At 41.2% G+C, this 19,314-nt stretch carries 14 protein-coding genes and 1 pseudogene; 9 read left to right on the top strand and 6 right to left on the bottom strand.

The window, feature by feature from the left end; all coding sequences use genetic code 11:
* Positions 1–42: 42 nt before the first annotated feature.
* Positions 43–849 (bottom strand): glucose 1-dehydrogenase, encoded by an 807-nt coding sequence (locus ACE1CA_RS24565; RefSeq protein ID WP_413281569.1) that lies wholly within the window; start codon positions 847–849, stop codon positions 43–45.
* A 387-nt stretch (positions 850–1,236) separates the two neighbouring features.
* On the opposite strand from ACE1CA_RS24565, the pseudogene ACE1CA_RS24560 reads away from it, so the two are divergent.
* Positions 1,237–1,641 (top strand): annotated as a pseudogene (locus ACE1CA_RS24560) (hypothetical protein); the annotation flags it as partial.
* Between the two features lie 318 nt (positions 1,642–1,959).
* The gene (locus ACE1CA_RS24555; RefSeq protein WP_413281571.1) at positions 1,960–2,499 is read left to right on the top strand and encodes a DUF3124 domain-containing protein; all 540 of its coding nucleotides are present in this window, start codon (positions 1,960–1,962) and stop codon (positions 2,497–2,499) included.
* 98 nt (positions 2,500–2,597) lie between these two features.
* Here ACE1CA_RS24555 and pstS read toward each other — a convergent pair whose 3' ends face one another.
* Positions 2,598–3,710, bottom strand: coding sequence for a phosphate ABC transporter substrate-binding protein PstS (gene pstS, locus ACE1CA_RS24550; RefSeq protein ID WP_413281572.1), 1,113 nt, complete (start codon positions 3,708–3,710; stop codon positions 2,598–2,600).
* 369 nt (positions 3,711–4,079) lie between these two features.
* Here pstS and ACE1CA_RS24545 point away from each other — a divergent pair, with 369 nt between their 5' ends.
* The 6 genes from ACE1CA_RS24545 to ACE1CA_RS24520 all read left to right on the top strand — a co-directional run bounded on the left by ACE1CA_RS24545 (position 4,080) and on the right by ACE1CA_RS24520 (position 10,275).
* A complete protein-coding gene (locus ACE1CA_RS24545) occupies positions 4,080–5,021 on the top strand; it encodes a YihY/virulence factor BrkB family protein (protein WP_413281573.1) in 942 nt (313 codons plus the stop codon).
* Between the two features lie 55 nt (positions 5,022–5,076).
* Positions 5,077–5,658 (top strand): hypothetical protein, encoded by a 582-nt coding sequence (locus ACE1CA_RS24540; protein WP_413281574.1) that lies wholly within the window; start codon positions 5,077–5,079, stop codon positions 5,656–5,658.
* A gap of 50 nt (positions 5,659–5,708) precedes the next feature.
* Positions 5,709–6,614: a transglutaminase family protein gene (locus ACE1CA_RS24535; protein ID WP_413281575.1), complete on the top strand. Its 906-nt coding sequence runs from the start codon at positions 5,709–5,711 to the stop codon at positions 6,612–6,614.
* Between the two features lie 75 nt (positions 6,615–6,689).
* Positions 6,690–6,815 carry a hypothetical protein gene (locus tag ACE1CA_RS24530; RefSeq protein ID WP_413281576.1) on the top strand — a complete coding sequence of 42 codons (126 nt, stop codon included), beginning with the start codon at positions 6,690–6,692 and terminating at the stop codon, positions 6,813–6,815.
* A gap of 162 nt (positions 6,816–6,977) precedes the next feature.
* On the top strand, positions 6,978–8,651 hold the full coding sequence (locus tag ACE1CA_RS24525) for an alpha/beta hydrolase (RefSeq protein WP_486517515.1): 1,674 nt from the start codon (positions 6,978–6,980) through the stop codon (positions 8,649–8,651).
* Between the two features lie 94 nt (positions 8,652–8,745).
* The gene (locus tag ACE1CA_RS24520; RefSeq protein ID WP_413281578.1) at positions 8,746–10,275 is read left to right on the top strand and encodes a glycosyltransferase family 39 protein; all 1,530 of its coding nucleotides are present in this window, start codon (positions 8,746–8,748) and stop codon (positions 10,273–10,275) included.
* 48 nt (positions 10,276–10,323) lie between these two features.
* On the opposite strand, the gene ACE1CA_RS24515 is transcribed toward ACE1CA_RS24520, so the two are convergent.
* Both ACE1CA_RS24515 and ACE1CA_RS24510 read right to left on the bottom strand, forming a co-directional pair.
* The gene (locus ACE1CA_RS24515) at positions 10,324–11,190 is read right to left on the bottom strand and encodes a CPBP family intramembrane glutamic endopeptidase (RefSeq protein WP_413281579.1); all 867 of its coding nucleotides are present in this window, start codon (positions 11,188–11,190) and stop codon (positions 10,324–10,326) included.
* Positions 11,174–14,902 carry a PAS domain S-box protein gene (locus ACE1CA_RS24510; protein WP_486517514.1) on the bottom strand — a complete coding sequence of 1,243 codons (3,729 nt, stop codon included), beginning with the start codon at positions 14,900–14,902 and terminating at the stop codon, positions 11,174–11,176. Before ACE1CA_RS24510 ends, ACE1CA_RS24515 begins: the two co-directional genes overlap by 17 nt.
* A gap of 264 nt (positions 14,903–15,166) precedes the next feature.
* Between ACE1CA_RS24510 and ACE1CA_RS24505 the strand changes: the two genes are divergently transcribed.
* On the top strand, positions 15,167–18,394 hold the full coding sequence (locus ACE1CA_RS24505) for an alkaline phosphatase D family protein (protein WP_413280563.1): 3,228 nt from the start codon (positions 15,167–15,169) through the stop codon (positions 18,392–18,394).
* A gap of 99 nt (positions 18,395–18,493) precedes the next feature.
* Here ACE1CA_RS24505 and ACE1CA_RS24500 read toward each other — a convergent pair whose 3' ends face one another.
* Positions 18,494–19,018, bottom strand: a complete 525-nt coding sequence (locus tag ACE1CA_RS24500) for a Coq4 family protein (protein ID WP_413280562.1) — start codon at positions 19,016–19,018, stop codon at positions 18,494–18,496.
* A 138-nt stretch (positions 19,019–19,156) separates the two neighbouring features.
* The gene (locus tag ACE1CA_RS24495) at positions 19,157–19,303 is read right to left on the bottom strand and encodes a hypothetical protein (protein ID WP_413280561.1); all 147 of its coding nucleotides are present in this window, start codon (positions 19,301–19,303) and stop codon (positions 19,157–19,159) included.
* Between the last annotated feature and the right edge of the window lie 11 nt (positions 19,304–19,314).

Genomic DNA, 19,314 nt, shown 5'->3' with positions numbered 1-19,314 from the left:
CTGTCGTAATCTTAAAGTGAGCTAATCAAAAAATCGAAAATTTCATGCTGACCATGCTTCTCGAAAGTCAGCATAAAGTGTCAATCCGCCATCAATAAACAGCGTTTGTCCTGTGATATAAGCAGCTTCATCTGAGGCTAGAAAAGCCACCGCAGGTGCCACTTCGTCAGATGTTCCAACTCTTCCCATTGGAATGTGACTTTCTACGATCGCCTTTTTTTCTAAATCCTCTGTCCAGGCTTCATTGATTGGTGTTATTGTGGCTCCAGGCGCGATCGCATTCACCCGAATTCCTCGATTTGCATATTCCAATGCCAATGTTTTTGTTAAATTTCCCATGCCACCTTTGCTGATAGAATAACTGATATACATCGGACGAGGAATGATTTCATGAACGCTAGAAACATTAATAATTACACCCGATCGCTCATTTGCCAACCAGTGTTTAATTGTTTCTCGCGCACAAAGATAAGGCCCTCTTAAATTTACATTAATCACTTGATCAAACTTATCTGTGGGAACTTCATGAGAAGGAAACTCTGTTTGGATTCCTGCATTATTAATTAATATATCTAGACCGCCAAATCTTTCAATTACCGAGTTTACCATGCGGAGTACATCTTCTTCTTGAGAAACATCCGCCTGTACTACTAAGGTTTGAACGCTGTCTTTCCCTGCTTCACGGGCTTTTTCCAAGGCTATTTTTTCGGTATATTGCCCTTCTTCTAACTTTCTCCGGTAATTTATCCCAATGTTACAACCTTCTTGGGCCAGACGAATTGCGATCGCTTGTCCGATTCCTGAACTCGCACCCGTAACTAATGCCGTCTTTCCAGCCAATCCTTTCATGCTTACCATTCTCCAAAATACCACAGTTCTTTTTGCTCGATCCTAGAGAAACCCTCACTTCTCAAAACTTTTGAGGACAATTTGATTAACTATTTACTGAAATTGCTAATAGCCTTCAGGATTATACAACTCTACCTTCATTAAAAATCTAAATATTTCTGGAAATTTTGCTAAATATTTTAAGTTATAGATTTTAGAACAAAAAAGTATGAAATTGATAAGAAAGCCAGCCATTGAAGTTAACAATTCTCAATCTTTTTCGAGTTGTTAAATAGTAAAATCATCTTTGGCGATCTGGTAAAATTTCCAACGACGAAGCGTATCCGTATGACGCTTACAGAAAAACCAGAGTTATCTAAAAGCAACGATTAATTTCCGAGAACAAACATGAGAAAAAATATACTGTCTTTGCAGGTTACAAAATACGCAACTGCTACCCTACTCACAGGGCTAAACCTACTAGCTTTCGGTGGGTCATTCACTCCAGCCCAAAGCACACAACAGCTATTTTGTAAAGGACGAATGAACAACGGATGGAACTATACAGCAGAATATCTCAACGGACGGTTTACGCAAATTCGCTGGGAGCGATCGGGACAACCCCCCCAAGTATCGCGCCTCACCTTCTACAGAACTAACCCACAAGGAGAGCCAGTCTACAGAGGAAGCTTTCAGGCAGCTACTCTGGTAACATTAGTTGACCTTTCTCGCGGAGACGTGCGACGCGGTTCCCAAATCTCCGTAGGCGTAGAAGAATGGGGATGGTCTAGAGGAACTTGCGGTACCTCGTCAGGAGGTGGAACAAGTGGAACAGGTTCATCAGTTCCCATTGCAACAGTGCGGCGAAATTTGATCGGTGTTAATCAAGTTCAAGCGAGAAAGTGGCTGAGAAACAATAATTTCGTCTTCATACGAACCGTACAACATAATAATATTCGCGTCATTGAGCGCTGGAATCAAACAGACAATCGTTCTCAAGCCATTGACGTAACTATTACTAGGGGCACGGTCACAAAAGTTGTAGAAGCTGGTTAAAACCCCTATTGGTAAAATTCAATTGCCATATTCCAACGTCCAAACTCAATGAAGCGACACCTGTGTAGTTACATCGTGCCACTGTTAGTATTGCTTACAGCTTGCACAGAACCAAAAAAACCAGTAGAACCTGCCACTCAACTAAAAGCTGTCACCCTTGACAACACAGTAAAAATTGTTGGAGGTCAAACCATCTATGTTCCTATCTACTCTCAAATATATGTTTGGGAGCGTAATCGAACAATGGAGTTAACTAGTACGCTTAGTGTTCGCAACACCGATCGGACTAACCCCATAATTATTGCCTTTGCTAACTATTACGATAGTAACGGTAAGCTGGTTCGCAAATACTTAAAGCAGCCGATCGAACTTCCACCATTAGCTTCCACAAATTTCATCGTCGATCAAGAAGACACTACTGGTGGATCGGGTGCTTCTTTTGTGGTAGAGTGGGTAACTCAAAAGCCAGTTTCTGAACCCGTAATTGAGGCAGTGATGATCAATGCAGGTGGCAATCAAGGAATATCTTTGATCAGTCCTGGTAGAGTTATCAAAACTCGCAGGGGAGCAGGGGAGCAGGGGAGCAGGGGAGCAGAGGAGCAGGGGAGAATTTAAAACGGAAAACTTTCCAACTCGTTCCTAACTCAAAACTTCCTCAGTCCTCAGTCCCCAGTCCCTAAAACCAGGATTTGTCACCACAAGTGGTGGAGAGCTTATTGTGGGATGGTAATTTGAAAGTCAGGGCTAAGTCGATCGGCCGCCGCTGCAACTTTCTTGATTACATTAGAAGGTAACTGAATATAACCAAGTTGGGGAGAGAGTTTTTGCCCATCAGTTAAGCAATATTGAACCATTGCTTCCATCGCGATCGCTTTATTTGGATCGTCATACTTTTTATACAACAACATCCAGGTATAAGTAACGATCGGATAAGAACCTGCTCCCGGAGGATCGGTAATAAATGCTAATAAATTATCAGGTAATTCAACTTGGGCGAGAGTTTCCGAACCTGATTTATTACTTGGCGCAACAAACTTTCCGGCTTTGTTTTGTAATTCTGCCATACTCAGATTATTTTTCTTAGCAAAGCTATATTCTATATAACCGATCGAACCAGGAGTTTGCCCCACCAAACCAGTTACTCCATCATTTCCTCTCCCAGCAATGAAAGTCTTGCCAGCACCGCTAGGCCATTGTACCGCTGTGCCAACACCAACCTTTTTTTTCCACTCCGGGCTAATCTCTCCCAAATGCCTAGTAAAAACTGCTGTAGTTCCACTACCATCGGAGCGATGTACCACAGTAATATTTTGATTTGGTAATTTAACTCCCGGATTGGATTGAGCAATTTTGGGATCGTTCCATTTGGTGATTTTGCCTAAGAAAATATCAACGTAAGCTTGCCTACTTAGCTTCAAATTCTTCACTCCGGGGAGATTATAAGCCAAAACCAGGCTTCCTGCTGTCATTGGTAACAAGACAACGCCTCTGTTAATTTTAGCGATTTGTTCATCGGTCATTCCAATATCGCTGGCAGCAAAATCTACCACTCCTGTAGTAAACCGTTCTATGCCAGCCCCACTACCGACAGATTGAAAGTTAAACTGAAGTCTTGGTTCTTTGAGACTCAAATTGCGAAACCAACCTTGATACAGTGGAGCCGGGAAAGATGCACCAGCACCATTTACTCTCATCCGCTGTTCAAAGGGAAGATTCTTTTCTACTGTAGCTTGTGGTCGTTCAGTTTCGTTACAAGCAGTAACACTAACGATCGCACCACAAGCCAATAGAAAATAGGCTACACCATAATGTATACGTCGCTTCATTTGTCTGGCTCCTTATCTGATGTTTGGCTGATGCTATGGACGGTTATTTCAAACTGTTTTACAGCTTGAACAACTAATACAAACTGAATCCATAGAGTCAAACTCTATGAAAGTATTAACTTGCAAGTAACTTAGATGGGAGAACGATCGCACTAATGCAAGAAAGTAACAGGTTTCGATCGGCTTTTATATTAAGCTTTTTAGCTTATTTTTAACTGCTCAACCATTCCTGCTACCCTGGATTAGGAGCGATTAAGCATTAGTGAAATTATTCCCGCACTAGGTTATAACACAAAAATATGAAATTTATATGAAAATAATAAAATCTTTATCGTGCTCTGATAATTAACTACTTGATTGGGTTTAGCAATGCTCAAATATATTCGTTCCACCATTCTCCCCTCCAAACCAGCCCAACTTCTAATCAAAACGGGAATGAAGTGGGATCGGGATAATTGTCCTGGGATGGCAGCTTCTTTATCATACTTTGCTCTCTTTTCACTGTTTCCCATGCTATTAGTTATTCTCAGTGTTATTGGCGCATTTATTGGGCCGAACACTGAAGCATTTAAAACGATTCAAGAAACAGTAGAAAAGTTTTTACCTCCACAAGTCCATAATTTGATCAAAGATACTATAATTTCTTTGAATCAAAATAGTGTAGGAGCAGGAATTATTGGTTTTGTGGTGCTTTTGTGGACTGCGAGTTCAGTTTTTGCGATTCTGAGGAATTCAGTCAATACAATTTGGCGATCGCATCACACCTCAGAAGGCGGCTCAGTTCCCAAAATGGTACTGTTATTTGTGGCTAACAGGCTGTTTTCTTTTGTATTAGTCTTAGCGACTGCTTTACTGTTGGTGACTTCATTAATCTCACACATTATCATTAAAATTATTCTCACTTTATTCACGACTTTTCAAGAAAGTTTTCCGTTTATTAAATTGGACGAAATGCAATTAACCAAAGGACTTGAGATAAGTTCTTCATTTTTTATTTTGACTCTGGCTATCTGCATTTTATTCAAAATCTTGCCCACAGTTTATGTTAGTTGGAATGATGTCTGGTTGGGTGCGTTACTTACTACTTCTTTGCTGATTGGATTGCAACAATTAGTTAGCAATAGCGTCCTTTCGATCGGTAGTCATTTCCTATCTTACGGAGCAATCGGTACAGTGATGATTCTGTTAATGTGGATTTTTCTCACCTGTCAAATCTTCCTGCTTGGCTGCGTGTTTTCCTACGTTTATGCTCATCTTTTTGGCAGTCGTCGTCATGAAGCTGGGGACTGGGGATTGGGGACTGGGGACTAGGGACTAGGGATTGGGGATTTCTTACAATCAATAGCATTTTGAGAGAGGTTGGAGTATGAAGAAATTAATCGGTTTGAGTTTATTAATAGCGATTTTGGGAAGTGGGGTAGTACGGGAAACAAAAGTTATGGCTCAAACCGAATATACTTGGTATAATTGCCGTACTCGTGAAGTGTTTACCCCAGAAAAACAAGCTTGGTGCGATCGCCTTTTCAAATTGCAAAATGCTACTTACAAAGTTCCAAAAAACCTTAACTCAAATCCAGAATACATCACCGTTACTTTAAAAAATGGTCGCTATCAACGGCAAGATAACCGATTTATTGTCGAACTTGTGAATCAGAGAGGATGGCTAACTTTTGGCGATATTAATAATGATGGTAAAGAAGATGCAGCTGTGATTTTTGGCGTAGCTTTAGATCCAAATGGAAAAGCTATCGGTACTTACTTAACCGCAGTGTTAGATATTGACGGCAAAAGGCAAGCACTCACTCCCATTAAACTAGGGGAACGAATTATGCTTAATGGACCGATCGCAATTGAGAACGATCGCATCATCATACCATTTTTAACCAGAACAGAAGTTATCAATCGGATTTATATTGTTGATGGCACAACTTTGAGACAATCTTCTTAAGTCAACCCTCAGTTTTATTTGACAATCCAAAATCTAAAATCTAAAATCCAATGACTGTTATTTACGACCTCGAACATATTACAACTTACCGCTACGCCAATCCCGTAACATTCGGTGAACATCGGGCGATTTTCTTGCCTAGTGGAGGCTATGTTGGTCGAATTTTGAGTTATTCGCTGGAAACTAATATACCGTCCAAAGTCCGCTGGATCATGGACACTCTCTCCAACAATGTGGCATTTATTGAATTTAGCGAACCTGCAAAAGAATTGATTTTCACTTGTCGAGTTAGGGGCGAACATTTTGGCATTCCTGCGATCGCAGATTTTCCCCTTGATGCCCGCGCCAAGGAAGTTCCCGTACAATATACCCCAGACGAGTGGCTCGATCTCTCAACATTCATGCGCCCCCATGCTGAAGATCCTGACGGTAGTGTAGCAGCATGGGCAAAAAGTTTCGTGATTGGCGATCAAGACGTTACCCTTGATGTCTTAGAACGGATGATGGATAAAATTTGGAACACTTTAACTTATCAAGCAAGGGAAACTGAGGGAACCCAATCTCCAGGGGAAACTTTGCGCTTAAAGTCGGGTACTTGTCGTGACTATGCTTGGTTGATGATTGAGGCGTTGCGACGACTGGGTTTTGCCTGTCGCTTTGTTAGTGGTTATCTTTATGATTCAGCTTTGGATGGTGGAGAAGTTGGGATGACAGGTTCGGGGGCGACTCATGCTTGGTTACAAGTTTATCTGCCTGGTGCAGGGTGGCGAGCTTACGATCCGACTAATCGCATCACCGCAGGATATGATTTAATTCGAGTAGCGATCGCACGTCATCCCGCACAAGTCATTCCCCTAACAGGTTCCTGGTTCGGTGACGCTAAGGATTACCTGGGTATGGATGTCAAAGTATCAATTCGTAAGCTTGGGACGCTACCTGAGTTTGAGCAGATATAAATATACTCAGATCTTACACGAATGGAGGTTCCACCTCCCAGATCCTCATTCCCAGGTTCAACCTGGGAATGAAGAATGGAGGCTCCGCCTCTTGGTGCAAGATCTGAGTATACCGATCGCCTGAATTGGGCGATCGGATTAGCAGAGTCTACCCAAAAATATCAAAATTTTTTGCTTAATTATCAACTCAGTTCATTGTAGGTTTTGATAAATATAAATAGAGGTACATTATACAACAGATTGTCAGAAAATTAACTTCTCTCAAGTTTCTAGCTATTTGATCTTTTGTTTTATAAGATTAATAGGTTTGAGTGCAAAACTACCTATTGCTGAAAGCAAGACGACTGGAGAATGAATAAAAGAATGTTGGATAAGCACCTGGCAAATATTCAGAAGCAGTTTAGGAAGTTGATGGGGTATGGATTTTTCTTTCCCTTGTTGGGGACTTGCTCCCTGGTATTTACCTTGACTGCTTTGCCCGGTAGAGCAGCCGATCGCATCTACTTTAATTATGGCCCTCTCGACTTTTCCATTTCTGTTGATTCTTTAGAAAACTTTGCCAAAGAAGGAAAAGTAGATTCAGAATTAGCCTTCATTCTTAATCGCTTAAATCCCGAACAAAAAGCCCAATTACACGATCTATTAAACTCCCGTTATCAATTTAATTCGGTATTAATGTCTCGATTCTTTTACTCTTCATTTGGGGAAAGATTTCTCACTTATTTGGGAGAGTTAATTCAAGTTGAAGGAGGTCAAAATGGCTTGTACGGAATTAGGTCTGCTTTAATTTTATCTACTGCTGATTCTGACGGGTTATCTCTGATTAATTTCCTGCGTAAATTCCCCACAAATATGCGGCTGAATACTAAACGCATCCTGCAACAATTTCAAGAAGTTTCAGCGCTGCAAGAAGAAACAAAAGCTTTTGTTACAGCAATTGAAAGAACCAATACCCAAGTTAAAAAGTCTGATTCATCGATCGATTTTTCTCAATTACCAGACTTAAAAGAACCGGGTAAATACAGTTATACAAAGCAAGTCAAAACTCTGCGAGATGCCAGTCGTCAGCGTGAATTTATCGTTGAGCTTTATTTACCTGAAGTACCAAATGGCGAGAAAATACCTGTAGTAGTTATTTCTAATGGAATTGGGACAAAACTCGATCGCTACGATTATTTAGCCCAACATTTAGCCTCTCATGGTTTTGCAGTTGCCATTCCCCAACATCCCGATAGTGACGACATACAACAGCAAGCATTTTTCCAAGGTTTATCGCCACAAATGTTTAAAACAACCGCATATATTAACCGACCATTAGATGTAAGTTATATGTTAGATGAACTCGATCGATTGAATTCATCTGAATTTAAAGGACAACTAAATCTACAACAAGTCGGACTATTCGGCAATTCCTTTGGTGGCGATACAGCACTTTCTTTAGCGGGTGCCCAGATTAACTTTGACCAATTAAAGAAAGATTGTACTCCTGAAAAAAACTTAGTAAAACTATCTCTGTTAATTCATTGTCAAGCTTTAGAATTACCAGAAAAAACTTATAATTTTCGGGATAATAGAATTAAAGCGGTGTCCGTACTTTTCCCTGGTAGTAGCAGCCTTTATGGTGAAGCTGGTTTAAGTAAAATCAACATTCCAGTTCTCTGGGGAGCCGTTGATAAAGATATTTTTAGCCCACTTTTAATAGAACAAGCTCCGGCTTTTAGTTGGTTAAAAACTAAAGAAAAATATTTGATTATAGCTACAAAACTCGATCACCTTAATCTTAATTTTTCGGCTTTAAGTAGCATTGCTTCTCCCGATCGAGAAGTAGCCGACAAAGTAACAATTAAGGAACCAGAGGTTGCCAAATCCTATCTAAAAGCTTTAAACTTAGCTTTTTTCCGAGCGTATCTTACCAATGATTCTAATTACCTTCCTTACCTTTCAGCTGCTTATGCTCAGGCGATTAGTGAAGATCCTTACAATTTGATTTTGCTAAGGTCGATCGACCAAAGGTTACTCCGCAAAACGAGTAATTGATTCAGGCAGAAAAGCAAATTTAGCAGTTGGAAAAACCTCAATCTTTCCGGTTATTGAGGTTTAAATCTTATCTAGGTGTCGTAGGAGTGCAATAGTGATTATTTGGATTTTGGCACTAGCCAAATTAATGGTGCATTTTTTAACTAATGGGCAATACGGTTATCAGATTGATGAACTTTACTATATTGCTTGTGGAGAACATTTAGATTGGGGGTATACAGAATTACCGCCTTTAGTTCCGGTGATTGTTAATTTGAGTCGATCGCTTTTTGGAGATTCCTTATTTTCGATTCGGTTTTTTGCTGCTATAGCTGGAGCTTTATTAGTAGTAATAACCGGATTAATGGTGCGGGAACTTGGAGGAGGAAAATTTGCTCAATGTTTAGCAGGTTTAGCCATAATTTTCTCACCTTACTATCTCTTCATTCAGACAATTTTAACAATGAATGCTTTTGAGCCGCTGATTTGGACATTATGTGCATTCATCATTCTACTTAGCGTGAAATACAGAATGCCTCAGCTTTGGTATCTAGCAGGATTTATAGTTGGGATTGGCTTACTCAACAAATATTCCATGCTTTTCTTTGGGTTTAGCTTGTTAGTTGGTTTATGCCTAACACCCTATCGTCAAATTTTTGGGGAAAAATGGATTTGGACAGCAAACTTAATAGCTATTATCATGATTTTGCCGAATCTTCTGTGGCAAAATCAACATGGCTGGCCTTTTTTTGAACATCAAGCAGCAGCAAATTTATCTAGTAAAAAGCCGTTATTAGAATCTATGGTTGATTTATTTATTCAACCAATTCTAATGATGCAACCGTTAACTTTACCCGTTTGGTTAGCCGGAATTTACTATTATCTTCGTTCTCCAGACGGAAAACTTTATCGCTTCTTTGGTTGGTCTTTTTTGGTGCTTTTTGCGATCTTCTTTGTCTTGGGGGGAAAATCTTATTATTTGGCTCCCATTTATCCGGTATTGTTTGCACCTGGAGCAATTATGGTTGAGAAATTTGTTCGCCATAAAAAGCGCTGGAAAACATCTATCTTTGTAGCTTTATTTGCAAGTAGCGTCTTCTTAATTCCGATGTCTCTGCCTATTTTGCCTTTGCCAACATTACTTCAGATTTCTAAATTTTACTCCTCAATTTATACACTTCCCGATCGCGAAAGTACAGACCTAAACTCCATAGAAGCACCTTGGCATTTTAGACAAATGCTTGGTTGGGAAGACATCGCGGCTCAAGCGAGCAAAGTTTATCACAGCCTAGCATTGAGCGATCGATCTGACGTAGCAATTTTAACGTGGGATTATGGTTACGCATCTGCGATCGATTTCTTTAGCAAAAAGTACAATATACCAAAAGTAATTAGCGGTGCTCATGCTTTTTATTTTTGGGGGCCAAGGGATTATTCAGGTAAGATCGTGATTAGCGTAGGTGGTGATTTTGATTATCTGCAAAAGCTGTTTAAACAAGTGGAAAAAGTCGATACTATTACCCACGAAAATACGATCGGCATAAAGAGCACTATTCCGATTTACATCTGCAAAGAAATTCAAGTTTCACTCCAACATGATTGGTCGGATTTCAAAGCTTATTTTGGTGAAGTTTATCGTCAGTAATAAGCTTTGAAAATTCAGTAGGGGCGATTCATCAATCCCCCTACTTTCCTAGTTCCTAGTCCCTGTTCCCCATTCCCTAAGAATAATCCAAACACAAACTATACCTAAAGGAATCCAAGCTAGGATGCCATTGTAGCCAACCCACAACCAATTTTTGCTGCCATAAAATAGCATTAATGTTAGAGAACCGCCAATAGCATTTGTCGCTCCGTGACCTAAGCTAGCAGCCCAAACACTTCCGGTTTTTAATCTTAACCAACCCAAAATAATCGATAACAATATTGTGAACCCAGTAAAAATTAGTAGTCCCAAAAATTGATTTTCATATCGTTCATAGCCCATGAAAATTAGCGGATAATGCCATACTCCCCAAATTATCCCCGTAGAGATCGCTGCCATTAACGGACGTTCTGCTAGTAAGCGGATTTGTAAATAGCTACGCCAGCCAAATTCTTCGCCCCAAACAATAGGGGTAGCGAGTACGATCGCTTGAATCAATAGAGTTGGTATGAGGAAAAATAAAATATTATTAGAAGTTTTTGGATTACCATCTGGTAAATTTAAGGTGGTAAAGAACTGCTGCAAAGTAAAATCTGGTTGACTTAAGTTTAAGAGAATTGCTAAGGCAATGATTATTGCTGTTACTCCTAATGGTAATAGCCAAGCAAATAAATAATAGCCCCAATTATTTTTTAAATTTAGTTTGAGTCCGGCATCGGTAAAACCTTCTTTAGTTACCCATTTGCGAACGATAAAACAAGCTAATGCTGGAGCGAACGCTCCCGGTAATACAGCTGCTTGAAAAGCGGGATTAGTAGCAGAAATTCCGGTTTTCCAAACCATAGCCCAGTAGAGCCAAGCGGGGATAAATGCGATCGCCAAATAAGCCAGTATTCCTTTAGTTTTCTGATTCATATTGAATTGGGTAGTTTAGGTTAGCTCGAACAAGAGTCATCACAGCTTTCAGTAATTCTTCTAAGTTAAAAGGCTTTGTGATGTGACATTGATAGCCACTAGCAATAGCTCGCTGATAATCCTCTTCTCTAGCATAAGCAGTGAGAGCGATCGCCGGAACTTGCCCGCCCTTTTCGGCAGGTAAAGCCCGAATCTGTTCGATCAAAGAATAGCCATCCACATCGGGCATTCCGATATCGCTAACTAACACATCAGGTTGAAATGATTCCAGGTTAGCCAAGACTTGAGCCGCAGAGGAGACAGACATCACCTCTGCGCCATACTGGGTTAGCATTACTGTTAATAATTCACTGGCATCAGGTTCATCATCTACAATCAGGACTCGCAGCCCAGAGAAATTAACTTCTCGATCGCACTCTTCCTCTATTTGTATAGATTCCGGTTCCACATTCAACAGCGGCAACCGAACAGTAAAGGTCGCTCCTTTGCCCTCACCCGGACTATCAGCCGTAATGGTACCACCATGAGCCTCAACCAACTGACGAACGATCGCCAACCCCAGCCCTAAACCCCCATACCTGCGAGTAGTCGAAGCATCTTCCTGGCGAAAGGATTCAAAAATATGGGGAAGAAAGTCCGATCGAATACCTTTACCAGTATCCCGCACCGTAATTTCTGCCTCATTCCCTACCCGATCTAACCAGATGTTGACTTGTCCACCATTAGGAGTGAATTTTATCGCATTAGATAGCAAATTCCAGATAACCTGTTGCAAACGAGCCGCATCCCCAGAAACCAAGAGGTAGGGGGATGGGGGGGTAGGGGGATGGGGGGAGATGGGGAGGTAGGGGGATGGGGGGGTAGGGGGATGGGGGGAGATGGGAAGGTAGGGGGATGGGGGGGTAGGGGGATGGGGGGAGTTTCTAGTTCTAGATCTCTCCCCATCTCCCCATCTCCCCATCTCCCCAGTTCTTCTCTCCCCATCTCCCCATCTCCCCATCCCCCCATCCCCCCATCTCCCCATCTCCCCATTCCCTGTGCTCACAGTTAAGCAAATAGACTTTGCTACCGCTGCTGCTCTGACGGTTTCGATCGCCGCTTCAATCACACAGGATAAATTAACAGAGTCGATATTTAAGCTGAGTTTGCCGCGCAAAATTTTGGCGATATCCAGCAAATCATCAATTAATTGAGTTTGTAATCTGGCATTTCTTTCAATAGTGGAGAGAGCTTGTTTTGTTTTCGCCTCATCAAACGTCCGAGTTTGCAACAACTTTGCCCAACCTAAAATCGGGTTGAGGGGCGATCGCAATTCGTGAGACAGTACAGCTAAAAACTCATCTTTAATTCGATTCGCTCGTTCTGCTGCTTCCCTTGCGGCTTGTTCTTGTTGAAACAGTTGCTCCCGTTCGGCTTCTAATTGCTTTCTTTCGCTAATATCAACCGCTGCACAGGTAATGCCTACGATCGCATTTCGACTGTCTCGTAGCGGGTCGATCGTCAAGTCATAATAACAGGTTTGTTCGTCCCGCGTCACCTTGACTTCTTCCCGCAAAGCTATGCCCGTATCTAGCACTTGCTGCTTTAATTGAGTCAGACGAGTAGCTGTTTCTTCTGATACTAAATCCTCATCTCGCTTGCCAATCACCTCTTCAACAGCATAATTGTGAGTAGGGTTATAAATCCAGGTGTAGCGGAGATTCAAATCTTGATTGAACAGAGTAATGGGAGTACTCTTGAGGGCAACATTAAGCCGTTCGCTAGTTTGTCGCAAAGCTTGTTCAGTTTGTCGGAGGTCGGTAATATCTGTATTGGTACCAAACCAACGGGACACTTTGCCTTCTCGATCGCGAACTGGAATAGCACGGCTCAAAAACCAGCGATAAGTCCCATCTTTACCGCGCAAGGGAAAAGTATCCTCCCAAGCTTCCCCTGTTTCCATACTATGACGAAACTTCTGGACTACTCGTTCTACATGGTTTGGGTGATGTACCTTCTGCCAACCCCAACCTTGCATTTCTTCCAGGGTTGTACCCGTGTAGTCAAACCAGCGCTGATTGTACCAGAAAATCCATCCAGTTTCATCAGTCATCCAAGCAAATTGGGAGATGTTATCTGCCAGGGTGCGGAAGCGTTCTTCGCTTTCCCGGAGTTCCTGTTGAGCAGTTGCTAACTCGGTAATATCCATTACGGATACGCCAACCCCGATTACTTCACCAGATGGTAAACAAACGGGATAGTGATTGGCGATCGTACTCCGAAATACTCCCGGACTAACTTCCCCATTAAACTCTAAATTGAGAACGGGCTTTTGAGTTTCCATAACCTGGCGCAGTATCGGAGCAAACTGCGGTGCCATCAGAGGCAAAACTTCCCACAGAGTTTTTCCCAGGGCTGCATCTAATGGGAGATCGTTCATTTGGGCGAGAGCTTCGTTGACGTAGAGGAAGCGGAGTTCTCGATCGAAGAAAGCCAAAGAAATCGGACAAGCTCTCATAAATGCTTGAAGCATAGCTTCGCTGCGCTGACGTTGCAGTTCGGCTTGTTTGCGATCGGTAATATCAGCAAGAGCACCAGGAAAGGCAATAGGTTTCCCATAATCATCGTATTCTACCTTTCCCTTAGCGATCATCCAGCGTTCCTCTCCGTCAGCATTGTAGATGCGGAACTCAGCAATGTAATTTTCTCTGTTTACGATCGCTCGTTCGATCGCGTTAACCACCTGAGCCTTATCTTCTGGATGAATCGCATTGAGAAATCGCTCAATGGGCAATCCTCTAGCCGCACCCTCCGGCTCAACACCGAACAACTGAGCAAAGCTGCGGTTTGTCACCACCGAATTTAAGGCAATATTCCAACGCCAAGTGTAAATCGAACCTGCTGCTAGTGCGGCTTCTAATTGAATATGAGCTTCGCGCAAATCAAATTGAGTTCGTTTGCGTTTGGTAATATCTTCTGTCGAGCCAACAATGCGGGTTACTTGTCCCTGCTCGTCACGAATCAAACAACCCCGCTCCCAGACATCCACCCAATGTCCGTCATGATGCAGAATCCGATACTCTGTTTCATAAAGCTGGCTAGAATTAGCCAACCATTCCTGCATTTGCAGTTGCAGGCGAGCCAAATCGTCAGGATGAATCCGTTCGTGCCACCAAGTTGAGGTAAGAGGAACATCTTCTGGATAAAAGCCGAGCAGATCGAATAGTTTTTCCGATCGATAAACTTGGTTTGTTTCTAAGTTCCAGTCAAAAACCAATCCATTAATAGCCCGCATTGCCAGACGGAAGCGTTCTTCCAATCGCTTTTGCTCGTCAATATCTGTAATTGTGCCGATCCAACCTGTATTTTGTCCCTCGCGATCGGAAGTTGGAATTCCACGATTGATAAACCAGCGGTACGTACCATCCCAACGACGAATCCGGTGTTCAATTTCAAAGGATTCAACTTTGGCGACAGACTGACTCCATTTGGCAAGCGTGCGATCGTACTCTGTAGGATGAATCGTCATCGCACCAGCCAAACCCATTGATTCTGCTTCACTTAAACCAGTATATTCGTACCAACGTTGATTCCAATAATTGACTAACCCGGTTGCATCAGCAGTCCAAACCATTTGGGGCATTGCTTCTGCTAACTCTCGATAGCATTGTTGAGTGATTTGGATTTCTGCTTCTGCTTGCTTCAGGGAAGTTAACTCATCGCTGCTATCCATGATTGTCTTATAGGGTTTGGGGGATAGGGAGAAAAAATCGTCATCAATAATTATAAGAATTTGACCGGGCTTTAGCATATTGAACAATAGTAACCATTTAGATCTGCGATCGCCAGCAAATCGAGTGATAAATTAAAGAACCAATCTTCATCTATTTAAAAATTGGTTTTTTATAGCCCAGTAGCCGAAAAGTTAAACTTCTGATAAACTTGCGATAATTTATTGACTCTAAATTTTGATAGTAAAATTAATTTGTTTTAAATCATGATAGACATCAACTCTCTGTTTGATAGCAGATTTTACTTATCACTCTACCAAGACGTTGCCCAAGCAGTAACCAGAGGAGTGTTTAGTAGTGCGTTAGATCATTACCAAAGATTTGGTAAATTTGAAGGTCGCCAACCGAGTTCTATTTACAATGACCAATATTACTTAAGCTTAAACGAAGACGTAAGAGCAGCTGTTGCCAGAAATCAAATCACCGGAGTAGATCATTTTCTCAGATTTGGTCAATCGGAAAACCGTAATCCTAGTTCCCTATTTAATTTTAATTATTATCGAGATAACAACCCCGATGTAGTAGCCGCTGTTAATAACAGGGTTTTTAGCAATTCAATTACCCATTATCAGCAATTTGGTAGAAACGAAGGGCGCAGGAGTTCTGCGTTCGTCGATTCAGTAAGAGGAACTTTACCAAATGGAGTTGCATCTGGCGATACCACAGCCACTTCTACAGTATTGTGGACTCGGAGTAATAACCCAGGCAGGCTATTGTTTGAATATTCCAGGAATGCTAACTTTAATAATATCGATCGCCAGGTAGAAACTGTAGTTACCGAACCCAGTTTGCCAGTAAAAGTACAACTGAATAATCTAACACCGGGAACGCAATATTATTACCGAGTGACGGATGCTGCTGGTAATTCTGCTCAAGGAAAATTCGAGACATCTGCAATTTTAGGAAATCGTGCAGGTTTAAGATTTGGTGTTTCTGGAGATTGGCGAGGAGAATTAGCTCCTTATCCGGCAATTTCTAATGTTGACGATCGTAATTTAGATTTTTTTGTATTGCATGGCGATACAATTTATGCAGATTATCCTTCTCCAGATTTGCCGCAAGAACAAGCGACAACTCTGTTAGAATACCGCATAAAAAATAATGAAGTTTATGCTAGTCGTAATGGGTTGAATACTTGGGCCGATCTACGTAGTTCTACTTCGGTTTTTGCTACGATTGATGACCACGAAGTAACTAATGATTTTGCGGGTGGTGCTCCGGCATTTAGCGATTCTCGATTTGAGAGCAGTAGTAATTTAATTAATGATTCTACGCTCTATGAAAATGGGTTACAAGCTTTCCAAGAATACAACCCTATTCGAGATGAATTTTACGGACAAACAGGCGATCCTCGCACCGCTTTAGAACGTAAATTGTACCGTTTTAATACTTACGGTAGTGATGCCGCAGTCATTGTTTTAGACAATCGTTCTTTTCGCGACGAACCTTTAGATGGTATAACTAATCTCAACGATCCAAATCAAATAGCTGCGTATTTAGCTCGTTCTTTTGATATCGATCCACTTACGGGACAACCAACGCCAAAACGTACAATGTTGGGACAAGCGCAATTAGCAGATTTAAAGCGAGATCTGTTAACTGCTCAGAATAATGGCATCACTTGGAAGTTTATCATGGTGCCAGAACCAATTCAAAATTTAGGTTTGTTGGGAGCGAGCGATCGCTTTGAAGGATACGCTGCCGAAAGAACCGAAATTTTGCGATTTATTGAGGAGAATGGCATCAAAAATGTGGTGTTTGTTGCGGCAGACATTCATGGCACAGTAGTTAATAATCTCACTTATCAAAATGCTCCTGGTACCGCACAAATTCCCACAAATGCTTGGGAAATTACGACCGGATCTGTAGCTTTTGATGCGCCATTTGGCCCAACAGTTATTGACTTAGCAGCTGCGAATAACTTAATTACTCCACAACAAAGAGCGACATATAATGCTTTGCCTAGAGAAGGTAAAGAACAGTTTATTCAACAGTTGATCAATGGTTCGCTGACACCTTTAGGTTATGACTCGATCGGCTTACAAAACTCCCCGGTCAATGCTACTCTTTTAAGAGGTAGTTATACAGCTACTAGTACTTACGGTTGGACTGAATTTGAAATTAATCCACAAACACAACAATTAAGGGTAATTACCTATGGAATTGAACCTTACACAGAAGCCCAACTGAAAGCAAATCCTAGTGCAATTATCGATCGTAGGCCAACTGTAGTCAGTGAATTTGTGGTTAATCCTGAATTCACCCGTTTTGCTACCTTTAATGCTTCGTTAAATCGAAACAATACCGGAGAATTAATTCGAGACTTATCCACACCAAATAATGCTCAAGCAAAAGCAGTTGCAGAAATTATTCAACGCACAAATCCTGATGTGTTGTTAGTTAATGAATTCGATTACGATACTTCAGGTGAAAATGGCACTAGTCTAAGTTTAAAACTTTTCCAAGATAACTATCTTTCAGTTAGTCAAAATGGAGCCACACCAGTTAATTACCCCTATCGCTACAGCGCTCCATCCAACACCGGAATTGCTTCAGGATTTGACTTAGACAATAATGGTTCAGCAGTAACTACTCCCAATGCCAATGGTTACGGTAACGATGCTTTAGGATTTGGTAATTTCCCCGGTCAATTTGGCATGGCATTTTATTCTAAGTACCCAATTATTACTAATGAAGTTCGCACATTCCAAAACTTTTTGTGGCGAGATATGCCAGGAGCATTGTTACCTGACGACCCCACAACTCCGGCTCCAAATGACTGGTATTCAACGGCAGAATTGAATATTTTCCCGCTTTCTTCTAAGAGTCATTGGGATATACCAGTTAACATTAATGGTCAAAAGGTACATCTGTTATTAAGTCATCCTACACCACCTGTTTTTGATGGCCCGGAAGATAGAAATGGGAGACGTAATCACGACGAAATTCGCTTTTGGGCAGATTATATAACTCCGGGAAGAGGAGATTACATTTACGATGATACAAGAAGATTTGGGGGATTAGCTCCGGGCGAAAGTTTTGTGATTATGGGCGATCAAAATGCCGATCCATTAGATGGGGATAGCGTGAATAATGCGATTAATCAAATACTCAATAATCCTCGCGTTAATACTAGCGTGACTCCATCAGCACCGGGCGGTTTAGAACAAGCTTTTACTGATGGTGGTCGTAATGCTTTACATTTAGGAAATCCAGTATTTGATACTGCTGATTTTGGTGATGGTGCGAATAGTTCTGGTAATTTGCGGGTGGATTATGTTTTGCCTTCTTCAAATTTACCAATTGGTTATGCTTCTATTTTCTGGCCTCTCTCAAGTGATCCGCTTTACAGATTAGTCGGAGATAGACAAAATGCTCAAACAACTCCTAGTTCTGACCATAGTTTAGTCTGGGCTGATGTTTATGTGAACTAATACAGGACTTACGCCACTAAATATGGTGGAATGGTGCGTTACTGCTAACGTAACGCACCTTACAAATAAACGAACCAAAATCAAGGGGTGAAACTTCAATTAATTTAACTGAAACTGTTTTTGTACTTGAACTAGAGGCAGATGCCATAAAGTTTCAGGTTGCCAACAATCAACATCAAAATTAGATGCTTTTCCTCGCTGATACGCTGAATAGAGGCGTTGCCAAAGGTCGGGGTAATGAAGAGATTTTTTGTAAATTATTCGCAGAATACCCAGACCCAAAATAATATTAATTAAGTGAAATTTACCACCTAACAAAAAGGCTTGTACTTCTGCTTCGCCAATCGGAGTGGTATCATAGCCTGTAAGCACATGAATGCTATCATGTAATTGCTTGCGACGGGAGCCTGTGGTGAATGGTTGAAGTTGGTTTTCATCGAGGAAATCTGCTAGAGATATTCCTAAAGTTTCCGGTGGTAATTGTCGCAATGTTTCTATTTTAACTATGGGGGGAACGCTTTTTCCTAAGCGATCGCTAACCTCATCAACCATATTTAAAAAACAGCGAATCCGTACACCTTCAGAGTTAAAAAATGTTGGCGATACAGTTGAATTTTCTTGCATAATTTCTACTCCTTAACTGACAACCAGACAAAAAACCGAATTTCTTTAGAGTAACTAGACTTTCAGCAAGGTTAATTACTAGAAATCCGGGTAATTACGCTAGTGAAAGATTTCAATTAAACAAAGGTAAATCCTGAATTAAAATCTGTTTAACTGACTAAAATCAATCTCTGACAAAGGAACATCAACACTATTTTGAATATCCTTAATTAAGATTTCAATATTCTGTTTTTGTTCGTCAGAAATGGTTAATTTAATTTCAGTTTGTGGTTGAAAACGAGTCATGGTTTATTCTC

Source organism: Floridaenema evergladense BLCC-F167 (genome assembly GCF_041929205.2).
In the GTDB taxonomy this organism is placed as follows: Bacteria; Cyanobacteriota; Cyanobacteriia; order Cyanobacteriales; family Aerosakkonemataceae; genus Floridanema; species Floridanema evergladense.
Note: the sequence above shows the minus strand (reverse complement) of the source record. Positions and strands in the feature narration are given on the sequence as shown.